Here is a 10342-nt window from a genome sequence, read left to right as displayed (position 1 = left end):
CACGGCCGCCGCCAGCGCGCGCGCGTGGGCCAGCGGCATCGGCGCCTGCCCCAGGTGGAAGGCGAGGCTGCGCCGGCGGGCGGGCGCGAGGCGCCCGGCCAGCGCCCGTGCGACCTCCGCGTCGCCGTAGCCGTCGAGCACCAGCGCCACCAGCGCGTCGCGCCGCGCTGTCGGCGTGCGGACGGCGCAGGTGGCGAGCAGGGCCCGCAGGTCGTCGGCGCGGCGCCACGCCGGCGCGCGCGCCGCGTCGTGCTCGGTCTCGAAGTCGAACCAGCGCGCGGTGCCCGCGTCGAGGTCGACGAGGACGTTGGCGGCCATCGCGTCGCCGTGCGTCACGCCGGCGCGGTGCATCGCGGCCAGCGCGGCCACGGCCAGCCCGACCGCGCGCCCCCGGACCGCCGCGTCGAGCGCCGGGTCCTCCAGCAGCCGCGCCAGCGTCTCCCCCGGCAGCCGCGGGAGCACGAGCGTCCCGTCGGCGTCGACCCGGATCTCGGCGCCGTGCAGCCGCGCCCAGAGCGCGCGCTCCCGCGCCTCCCACCCGCGGCGCGGCAGGACGCGCACGCCGGCATCGAGCGCCCGGAGCAACGCGTTGCCGAGCGCGATGAGCGGCGGCGCGTGCGGCCGGCGGCGCTTGCGCACCAGCGGCGCGCCGTGCCGCCGGACGGCCTCCACGTCGGCGTAGCGCGCCGAGCGGAGCACCCACCCGAGCACTCCGCAGGCCGCGTGGTAGACCCGCTCCGCCGTCCCCTGCACGCCGATCAGTCGGCCGCCAGCAGGCAGGCGACGCCCGCCAGGATCAGCGCCATCCCCGCCAGGTGCGCGCCGCGCAGCCGCTCGCCGAACGCCAGCACCCCCGCCAGCGGCACGAGGACGTACGTGAGGCTCGACAGCAGGTACGCGCGCGAGAGGGGCGCGACGCGCAGCACGTACAGCCAGCACACCGTCGACACCCCCCACGCCGCGGTCCCCGCCAGCACGCGCGGGTCGCGCGCCGCCGCCGGCAGGAATGCCAGCGGGCCCAGCCCGTCCAGCGCGCGGGCGCCCGCCTTGAGCAGCAGCTGCCCGAGCGCGGAGCCCGCGACCGCGCCGAGGACGAGGGCCAGCGTGGCGGGGCGCATCGTCAGTCCCCCGCGGCGTGGCGGACCCCGTCGTACGCGTCGGTGCGCGCCCACGCGAAGAGGACCACGAAGACCCACTTCACGAAGGTGCGCGCGTAGCCGAACGGGCGCAGCTCCATGCGGCGGCTGGACGTGCGCGCGGTGAGCGTGCGGTCGTACCGGAAGCGCTCGGGGTGGTGGCGGTAGGCCGCCGCGGTGAGGCGCCACTCCTCGGCGATCATCCACGCCTCGTCGAACGGGCCGTAGCGCTCGAAGTGGGCGCGGTCGCAGCTCATGAACGCCGGCATCGACTTGGCGCGCGCCAGCGGCAGCCGCCGCGCGAGCCCCCAGAAGCTCCACCACAGCCACGCCCGGACGCCCGGCTCGCGCGAGGCGAGGCGGTAGAGCACTAGGCACCGCCCCTCCCCCTCGTGCAGCGCCAGCACGCGCGCCGCGGCGTCGGGCGGCACCACGGTGTCGGCGTCCACGAAGCACAGCACGCGCCCCGCGCTGGCCGCGGCGCCGGCGTTGCGCGCCGCGGCGCAGCTCCCGCTGGCGCAGCGCACCGCCCGCACCCCCGCCGACGCCGCGAACCGCGCGAGGATGTCGGGGGTCGCGTCGTCGCTCCCGTCGTCCGACACCACGACCTCGAACGCCGTGTCGGGGAGCCAGAGCGCGTCGCGCGGCACGCCCGCCGCGCGCGCGACGCTGGCCAGGATCGCCTCGACGACCTCGCCGATCAGCGCCTCCTCGTTGCGCGCGGGGATGACGAAGGAGAGGCGCGGCTCAGGCATCGCGCTCCAGCACCCACGTGTGCACCGCCAGCGCGCCGCCCGGCAGCACGGCGCGCGCGCGGTGCGCCCGCACGCGCAGCCCGGCCGCGCCCACGTCGCGCCGCAGCGCCGCGTCGGTGTAGAAGCGGCGCGTCCCCATGGTGAACCGCGCCCCGCGCGGCACGTAGCCGAGCAGCTTCGAGGCGTGGAAGGCGACGACGGTCCAGACGAACTCGCGCACGCGCAGCCAGGCGTACCCCGCCCCCCCCGCGTGCAGCGTCTGCACGAGGACGACGGGGCCGCGGGTGACGCGCGCGGCCTCGGCAAGCAGCGCCGCCGGCTCGCGCGGGTAGGCGAGCATGAAGACCAGCAGCGCCGCCGCGAACGCCCCGTCCGCGAACGGGAGCACGCCGTCGGCGATCGGGACCGGCGGGCGCCCCACGACGTGCAGGTCGGTGACGTCGGCCGGCACCACCTCGACCCCCAGCTCGCGCTCCAGCCGCGCCGCGAGGTGGCCGGTCCCCGAGCCCAGGTCGAGCACGGGCCCCTCGGCGGGGAGCGCCGCGCGCACCTGCTCGGCCAGCGCGCCCGCGCGTCGCTCCATCACCGCGTCGAACAGCGCCGTCAGCACCGCGCGTCTCCCAGCAGCTCCGCCGCCGTCGCGGGCGCGTGGCCGGCCGCGAGCAGCGCGCGCGTCAGCCCGAGCACGCGCGGCCAGTGGCCGCGCGCCAGGTCCCGCGGGTGCAGCGCGAGCACGGGCACCCGGCCGCCGAGCGCGTGCAGCAGCCGCCCGACGCCGTCGCCGACGTGCCCCAGCCACCCCCAGCGCCCGCAGTCCCACGTCCACGTCGCCAGCGGCACGCGCGCCCCCGCCCCCGACCGCAGCGCGAAGAAGCCGAGCACGTGGTCGATCGCGACCTCCGCGACGCCCGCGCGCACGCGCCCCGCCTGCCACGCGGGCGCCAGGAACCCGCGCGCCGGCGCCCCGAACGCGTCGGCGAAGGCGCGCTGGCCGAGCGCGAGCGCGCGCCGCGTCCCGACGTCGTCCAGCCCGGCCATCTCGTCGCTGCGCTCGGCGAGCCAGGTGGCCGGCCCCGCGCCGCGCGCCCTTCGGTGGCGGTAGCCGTGCAGCAGCAGCTCGTCCGCCGAGTCGCGCAGCAGGGCGCAGAAGTCGGGGTGGCGCGCCAGCGGCCACGCGCCGTCCCAGTCGGGGACCACGCCGACCGACACGCGGCGCCCCACCAGCGGCGCCAGCCCGCGCAGCATCGCGCGCGTCTCGCGCGCGAACGCCGGCGTGGCGTCGTGGAGGCAGACGATGAACGGCCGCGTCACCGCGCCCCCGCCCGCCGCGCCGCGAACGCGTCGCCGTCGTGCCGCAGCTCGCGGTCGAGGAACGCGTGCAGCGCGCGGCGCGCCCGCGGCACGCGCCAGCACTCCTCGTGGCACTCCCCCTCGTCGCCGTCGAGGCGCACGAACTCGGTCGTCGCCCCCGCCGCGCGCAGCGCCGCCGTCAGCCGCTCCCCCTGGTCGACGTACACGTTGTCGTCGCCGGTCCCGTGGACGGTGAGCACCGCCGCGTCGGGGCGCGCGAAGGTGACGGTCGAGATGTCGCGCAGCTCGGCGGCCGACCACGGGGCGGGGTGCCCGAGCACCTGCGTCATGATGTCCTCGAAGTCGTCCATCACCCGCGCGGGGGGCATCGTCATGTCGTGCTCGCCGTCGAGGTTGACCGCGACGCGCACGCGCCCCGCGTCCCCCGCCGGATCCTCGCGCAGCGCGGCCATCGTCGCCAGGTGCCCGCCTGCCGACATGCCCAGCGTCGCCACGCGCGAGGGGTCGACGCGGTAGCGGCGCGCGTTCGCGCGCAGGTGGCGCAGCGCCTTCCGCACGTCCTCGATCTGTGCGGGCCACGTGCTGCCCGGGGGCCCGGCGCGGCGGTAGTTGATCGACAGCACCACGTAGCCGCGCGGGCACAGCTCCTCGGCGAACGCCTCCCCCCACGCCTTGTCGCCGCCGCGCCACGCGCCGCCGTGGATCGCCACCACGACCGGCCGGTCGGCGCGCCCCCCGTCCCCGAGCGGCTCGTACAGGTCGAACGCCCCCTCGTAGCCGATCGACGCGTCGTAGCGCAGCTCGGGGGTGACGACGAACGGGCGGTCGCACCCGGCCGCGGCGGCCAGCGCGAGCGCGGCGAGCGCGACGGCCCGCCTCACGGGGCGGCGGCCGGGGCGGCGCGCACCGTCGCCACGTTGTCCGAGCGGTCGCGCTCGATCAGCTTGCGCGCCGGGTCGACGCCGGCGCGCGCGGGCTCGCCCGACACGACGACGCGGATGGTCTGCCGCCCGCTCCGCAGCCGGTGGCGCCGGAGGTACAGCGGCGCGCCGCGCGCGCCGTCGGCCGCCGCCGCGGCGTAGACGCCGACCTCCACGAGGTCGTCCATCGGCGTCTCGGTCTCGCGCCCCACGCTGTCGGCGCGGAGCTTCCGCGCCACCACGTCGAGCGCCACCTCGCGGCGGCCGTCGGCCGTGCGCGTGACCGTCGCGCCGCGCGTCGCGACGTCCCACAGCGTGATCGTCTCGAACAGGTCCGTCACCAGGTGGCGGAGCGAGTCCGGCGTGACGGCGCGCAGCTCGGCGACCACCTCGCCCGCGGTCGCGTACGGCGCCCCCCCGCCGCGGTACCGCTCCAGCAGCCGGCGCAGCGCGGCGTCCATCGCCGCCTCGCCGAGGTGCTCGCGCATCGTGTACAGCGCGACCGCGCCCTTGCCGTACGCGACGTGCGGGTGGTCCTCGACCTCCACCAGCGGGACGTCGCGCGCGAACTCGGCGCGCCGGGTGAGGTACCGATCCATCTGGTAGTCGTACACGCGCCGCGCCTCCTCGGCGCCCAGCGTCCGCTCGGTCACCATCATGGCGCTGTAGTTCGACAGCCCCTCCGAGACGAACGCCGCGCCGCGCGCGTGGGCGGGGCGGACCTGCCCGCCCCACCAGGCGTGCGCGACCTCGTGCGCGGTGCCGAAGGAGGCGTGGTCCACGCGCCCGCCGCCGCCGCGCGTGATGAAGTTCTGCTCCGCGAACGCGATCGCGCCCGCCATCGCGCGCCCGTTGATCGAGTACGGCGGGATCTCGACCACGCGCAGCTGGTCGTACTGGTACGGGCCGAACGCCCGCGCGTAGTGGTCGAGCGACGCCTTCATCGCCGCCAGCATGCGGCCGACGTTCTCCCCGTGCGCCGGGTGGTGCAGCACCCGCAGCGCCACGCCCCTCCACCGGTCGTCGCGCACGGCGTACCGCGCCGAGAACGCGGCGGGGCCGAACGGCGACGGCGCGGCGGTGCCGTAGCGCGCGTAGTTGCGACCGTTCTCGGTCCAGCTGCGGCGCAGGAGCCCCGTGGCCACGGGGAGCTGGTCGGCCGAGGTGCCGACGGTGACGTCCGCCAGCACGCGGTCCTCGTGTCGCGCCGCCCCGCCGCGATCCGTGGCGCCCGGCGCGCCGGCGGCGGGGAGCCCCGTGCGCGCCACCAGGCCGAGGCGGCGGCGGGCCGTGGCGCCCGAGACCTCGAAGGCCGGCTGGTAGCCGACGAAGGGGAGCCACGTGCGGTCGACGTACGTCCCGTTGCCGACGACCGCCGTCGGGGGCCGTCCCGCGCGGAAGCCGCGCGGCCGGTACGTCACGTCGAACGCGAGGCGCAGCGAGTCGCCGGGCGCGAGCGGCCGCGCCAGCGCGAGGATGCGGTACCCGGTCTCGGCGTCGGACAGGACCTCGCGCGACGGCCGGTCGAGCGTGAGCGTGCGCGCGGCGACGTCGGTGCTCAGGACGACGTGCACCGAGTCGATCGGCGCGGCGGTGCGGTTGACGAGCGTGTAGGCGCCGCGCAGGTCGGCCGCCGGCGCGTCGGGGTACAGCTCGACGCGCAGCGTGGCCGCCGTGAGGCTCGGCTGCGGTGCGTCGGCGAAGCGCGCGTAGCGCCGCTCGTACTCGGCGAGCGGGCGCGACGCCTCGTCGGGCGCGGGCTCGCGGGCGAGCACCGCGGTGTTGTAGGAGACGAAGCCGCCCAGCGCGAGGGCGAGCGCGGGCGCCGCCCCCGCCACGCGCGCCGTGCGCCCCGCGAGGCGCGCCCGCGCGACCGCGAGCCGCCGACGCGCGCCCGGCTCGCGCCCGCGCACCCAGAACAGGCGCGCGACGACGCCCAGCAGCAGCGCCCACGCCGCCCAGTACGCCTTGAACCAGAGGAAGGGCGCCAGGAACGGGCCGAAGCCGTTCATGTCGGAGTACGTCCAGCGCGGCCCCGCGCCGTACACCGCGAGCGGCGACAGCCCGAGCGGCGCCGCGAGCATGCCGAGCAGGAACGCCGACATCACCACCACGTGGCCGACGTACTTCTGGTTCACCAGCACGTGCACCGCCATCGCGAGCGCGGCGAGGATCACGTGGCTCAGCAGGTTGAGCCCGAACAGCACGCGCAGGTACAGCCCGGGCTCGTAGCGCCGGTAGCCCTGCAGCGTCTGCAGCAGCACGCCGCCGGCGAGGAACGCCACGTGGACCGCGACGACGATCGCCACCAGCGCCAGGAAGCGGCCGAGCAGCGCGACGCCGGTCGGCACCGGCGCGGCGTCGGCGATCTCCGACGCGCCGACCTCGCGGTCCTTCCACACCAGCTCCCCGGCGTAGAGGGCGATGAACGCCCACGGCACCAGGATCGCGCGCTGCGACAGCACGGTCGACAGGACCAGGTGCGTGACCGGCCACGTCGCGGTGTCGAAGGCGGTGTCGGCCGCGTTCCACCCCCAGAGCAGCACGAGCCCGACCGCCGCGACCATCGCCGCCTGGAACGCGCGCCCCGACGCCACCTCGGCCAGCGACCGCCGCGCCACGGCGAGCGTCTGCCGCACGCGCGTGCGCGCGCCGAACGTCCCCGCGTGCGCCGGGACCGCGGTCGGTGCCGCCGGCGCGGTGCCCTCCTCCGCCGTGAGGCGGCGCCCGCGGCGGGACGCCCCCTCGGCCCGGTGCGCGAACCGGAACCCGCGCACGAGCGCCGCCAGGATCGCCAGGGCGACGGCGAGCCAGAGGACGCGGTTCGCCAGCAGCACCGCCGGGAAGCCGACCAGCCGCGCGTTCAGCTCGGCCGGCGTCCAGTAGCGCGTCATCGCCTCGAGCGCGTTGATCCCGAGCGGGTCGGCCAGCGCCGACAGCGTGGGGCTCTCGAGCGCCGACCAGTAGTTGGCGGCGACGATGTAGCCGACGAAGAACGCCGCCGTCCCCAGGTAGACCGGGACCGCCTGCCGGACCAGGGTGCCGATCGCGAACTGGATCGCCCCCACCAGCACGAGGTTCGGCAGCAGGAAGAGGAGCAGCGGCTGCGCGTATGCCGCGACGCGGTGCGGGCCGACCGCGTCCGCGTCCACCAGCGTCAGCGTCGAGACGAGGAAGCCCAGCGGCACCGCGACGACGACGATCGCGTTCACCGCCAGCGCGGCGAGGAACCGGCCGCCCAGGTACTCCGCCGGGCGGAGCCGCGTCGTGTAGAGCAGCGGGTCCATCCCCGACGCCGGGTCGCGGATCGCCGCGTCGCCGAACAGCGCCGCCGACACGATCAGCCCGAACAGCCCGCCGAAGCGCACGACGGCGAGCGCCAGCTCGCGCGGGGCGTTCACCGCCACCGCGTCGCTCCCGTCGGCGGTGGCGAGCAGCCCCCACGCCATCACCAGGAAGAGGAACGCGGCGTGCGCCCAGGTCGCACCGCTGCGCAGGCGGTAGCCGAACTCGTACCGGAAGACCTCGCGCAGCCTCACGCGGCGGCCCCCGCGCGCGCCGGCGCGCGCCGGCCGTGGTGCCCGGCCATCACGCTGAAGTAGACGTCCTTCAGGTCCGGCTCGACGGGCTCGAACTCCGCCCCGGGCGCGGCGTCGGCGTACACGTGGGCGACGGTGCGCCCGGCCATCAGCTTCGTCGAGATCACCGGCAGCGCGCGCTCGAGCGCCGGCAGCTCGTCGCGGGCGACCGCGCGCCGCCAGATGCGCCCGCGCAGCTCGGCGACCGCGCGCGCCGGCTCCCCCTCCAGCAGGATCTCGCCGCGGTCGATGATGGCGAGCCGGCTGCACAGCTCCTCGACGTCCTCGACGATGTGCGTCGACAGGATGACGGCGCTCTCCTCGCCGATCTCGCCGAGCAGGTTGAGGAAGCGCACGCGCTCCTCGGGGTCGAGCCCCGCCGTCGGCTCGTCGACGATGATGAGCTTCGGGTGGCCGAGCAGGGCGACGGCCACGCCGAGGCGCTGCCGCATCCCGCCCGAGAAGGTGCCGACGCGCTGCCCGCGCACCGCCCACAGGTTCGTGCGCCGCAGCAGCGCCTCCACCACCTCGCGCCGCGCCCCGGCCGACTCCAGCCCCTTCAGCACCGCGAAGTGGTCGAGCAGCCGCTCGGCGCTCACCCGCGGGTGGAAGCCGAACGTCTGCGGGAGGTAGCCGAGCGTCTCGCGCACCCGCGCCTTCTCGCGCACGACGTCGATGCCGCCGAGCGTGACGGCGCCCGCGTCCGGCTCCTGCAGCGTGGCGAGGATGCGCATCAGCGTCGACTTGCCGGCGCCGTTGCGGCCGAGCAGCCCGAACATCCCGGGCGGGACGTCGAGCGACACGCCCTTCAGCGCCTGCGTGCCGTTGGGGTACGTCTTCGACAGGTCGCGGATGGTGAGCTGCATGGGCCGGGGCGCGGGGCGGCGGGAGCGCCGACCGGCCGATTATGAAGTCCTTTGCGCCATGAAGTCAAGGGCGGGGCAGCCAGCGCACCCCGGTCACCCGCCCGGTCTCGACCACGACCGGCCCGTCGGCGTCGCGGAAGGTGTTGGTCAGCTCCCACTCGGCGAGCACCGGGACGCCGGCCCCCAGCTCGTCGAACCGCGCGCGCGTCGCGTAGCCGCGCAGCCCGCGGAACTCCGGCGGGATCCGGTTCAGCCGCGTCTCCATCCCCACCAGGCGGAAGTCGGCCGCGCGCACGTAGATGCTCCCCTCCAGGTCCACCTCGCGCGCGAGCCAGGGCACCGGCTCGAAGTCGACGCGGATCACGGAGTCGCCGCCGAAGCGCTGCTGCCCGGCGTACCACAGGCAGTGGTGGTTGGTGAACGCGGTGTCGGCGACGTCGGCCAGCTCGGGGAGCTTCACCGCCCACACCTCCCCCGCGCGGCCGTAGATGCGCCGCGGGACGTAGCGGTTCGCCGGCAGCGGGCCGCGCGTGATCGTGTCGGTCGCGAGCGCGCCGCCGCGGTCCCGCCGGCCGCGCGTGCGCGTCGCCTGCATCACGAACGGCCGCTCGGCGGCGAGGAGGCGCGTGCGGTCGGCGCCCTGCTCCACCTGGTCGAACAGCTGCGCGAGGTCGGCCGGGCGCGGCTCGAACGGCGTGCGGTCGGTGCACGCGCCGTTCACCACGCGCGTCGGCAGCCGGAGGACGAGGCGCGCCAGCGCGACCCGCACGCGCGCGGTGCCGTCGGCCGCGACGGCGAGCGTCGTGTCGCGCGGGGCGTAGCCGATGCGCGTGAAGCGGAGCCGCACCTCTCCCGGCGGCAGGCCGCGCAGCACGAACGTCCCCTCCTCGCGCGCCAGCGTCCGCACGCCGAGCGCGGGGACGGCGACGGTGGTGTAGCCGAGCGGCTCCCCGCCCTCGTGCGCGACGACCGCCCCCGCGACGGTCGCGCCCTGCGCGGTCGCGGCCCGCGCGACCGCCCCCTGCGCGGCCAGCGGCGCGCCCGCGGCCGCGACGGATCGCGCGCGCCGGGCGCCGGGCCGGTCACGCACCGCCGCCGGGGGCGGGCACCTCGCGCCCGCCCCGGTACGCCCGCACCATCCCCTCCGTGCTGTAGAGGAGGAGGAGCGCGTCCGCGCCGCCGCGCCGACGCATCAGGTCGCGCATCACCGGCGCCTCGCCGTCCCACGGGTAGCCGAACACGACGTCGAAGTCGTCGAGCGCCCGCCCCAGCGCCAGGTAGCCCGACTCGGCGTCCATGATGGTGCCCGTCCGCGTATCCCCGTCCTCCGACCGGAACACGTAGCCGGTGGGCAGGAAGCTCCCGCGCACGAAGCGCGCGCCCGAGCCGTGGCGCGCGGCGGTCGCGCGCGCCGTCTCGACCAGCCCGCCGTCGATCTCGATCCCGCTCGCGTCGAACCCCATCACGTCGGCCATGATCGTGATGGTCCCCGACGCCGACCCCCACTCGAGGAAGCGCAGCCCGGGCGCGCGCGCCGCCAGCAGCGCGCGCCGCACGACGTCGTAGTTGGCGGGGACGAAGGGGTGGAAGCGGCGCTCCCGCACCGTGCGGTCGAACCGCTCGAAGAACTCCCACCCGTCGGCGCACACCGCGTCGAGCCGGGCGTCGAGCGCGGGGTCGCCGCTCGTGGCGTTCGGGGGCTGCGTCGCGTCGGGCTTCGGGCGGGGCATGGGCGTGGCGTGCGGGTCCGCCGGAGCGGGAGGAGGGGGGACGAGC

The 10342-nt window shown here is 77.2% G+C and carries 10 protein-coding genes; all 10 read right to left on the bottom strand.

Annotated elements, in window-relative coordinates:
* Positions 1–753, bottom strand: a 753-nt coding sequence (locus PYV61_RS00635; protein ID WP_275827226.1) for a lipopolysaccharide kinase InaA family protein, incomplete at its 3' end; no start/stop codon positions are given.
* Between the two features lie 5 nt (positions 754–758).
* On the bottom strand, positions 759–1118 hold the full coding sequence (locus tag PYV61_RS00630) for an EamA family transporter (protein WP_275827224.1): 360 nt from the start codon (positions 1116–1118) through the stop codon (positions 759–761).
* Positions 1119–1120: 2 nt separating this feature from the next.
* Positions 1121–1891 (bottom strand): glycosyltransferase, encoded by a 771-nt coding sequence (locus tag PYV61_RS00625; protein ID WP_275827222.1) that lies wholly within the window; start codon positions 1889–1891, stop codon positions 1121–1123.
* The gene (locus tag PYV61_RS00620) at positions 1884–2501 is read right to left on the bottom strand and encodes a methyltransferase domain-containing protein (RefSeq protein ID WP_275827220.1); all 618 of its coding nucleotides are present in this window, start codon (positions 2499–2501) and stop codon (positions 1884–1886) included. The genes PYV61_RS00625 and PYV61_RS00620 overlap by 8 nt, the downstream gene beginning before the upstream one ends.
* Complete coding sequence (locus PYV61_RS00615) at positions 2495–3202, bottom strand: DUF2334 domain-containing protein (protein WP_275827218.1); 708 nt, start codon at positions 3200–3202, stop codon at positions 2495–2497. The genes PYV61_RS00620 and PYV61_RS00615 overlap by 7 nt, the downstream gene beginning before the upstream one ends.
* Complete coding sequence (locus tag PYV61_RS00610; protein WP_275827215.1) at positions 3199–4083, bottom strand: alpha/beta hydrolase; 885 nt, start codon at positions 4081–4083, stop codon at positions 3199–3201. The genes PYV61_RS00615 and PYV61_RS00610 overlap by 4 nt, the downstream gene beginning before the upstream one ends.
* Positions 4080–7661 carry a M1 family aminopeptidase gene (locus tag PYV61_RS00605; RefSeq protein WP_275827213.1) on the bottom strand — a complete coding sequence of 1194 codons (3582 nt, stop codon included), beginning with the start codon at positions 7659–7661 and terminating at the stop codon, positions 4080–4082. Before PYV61_RS00605 ends, PYV61_RS00610 begins: the two co-directional genes overlap by 4 nt.
* Positions 7658–8566 carry an ABC transporter ATP-binding protein gene (locus PYV61_RS00600; protein ID WP_275827211.1) on the bottom strand — a complete coding sequence of 303 codons (909 nt, stop codon included), beginning with the start codon at positions 8564–8566 and terminating at the stop codon, positions 7658–7660. The genes PYV61_RS00605 and PYV61_RS00600 overlap by 4 nt, the downstream gene beginning before the upstream one ends.
* A 64-nt stretch (positions 8567–8630) precedes the next feature.
* A complete protein-coding gene (locus PYV61_RS00595) occupies positions 8631–9656 on the bottom strand; it encodes a carboxypeptidase regulatory-like domain-containing protein (protein WP_275827208.1) in 1026 nt (341 codons plus the stop codon).
* Positions 9649–10296 (bottom strand): hypothetical protein, encoded by a 648-nt coding sequence (locus PYV61_RS00590; protein ID WP_275827206.1) that lies wholly within the window; start codon positions 10294–10296, stop codon positions 9649–9651. Before PYV61_RS00590 ends, PYV61_RS00595 begins: the two co-directional genes overlap by 8 nt.
* Positions 10297–10342: the final 46 nt, after the last annotated feature.

The organism is Roseisolibacter sp. H3M3-2, from assembly GCF_029211165.1.
Classification (GTDB): Bacteria; Gemmatimonadota; Gemmatimonadetes; order Gemmatimonadales; family Gemmatimonadaceae; genus Roseisolibacter.
Note: the sequence above shows the minus strand (reverse complement) of the source record. Positions and strands in the feature narration are given on the sequence as shown.

Coding starts and splice junctions, on each gene's coding strand:
- PYV61_RS00590 (WP_275827206.1), bottom strand. CDS start 10,296: ATGCCCCGCCCGAAGCCCGACGCGACGCAGCCCCCGAACGCCACGAGC.
- PYV61_RS00600 (WP_275827211.1), bottom strand. CDS start 8,566: ATGCAGCTCACCATCCGCGACCTGTCGAAGACGTACCCCAACGGCACG.
- PYV61_RS00625 (WP_275827222.1), bottom strand. CDS start 1,891: ATGCCTGAGCCGCGCCTCTCCTTCGTCATCCCCGCGCGCAACGAGGAG.
- PYV61_RS00630 (WP_275827224.1), bottom strand. CDS start 1,118: ATGCGCCCCGCCACGCTGGCCCTCGTCCTCGGCGCGGTCGCGGGCTCC.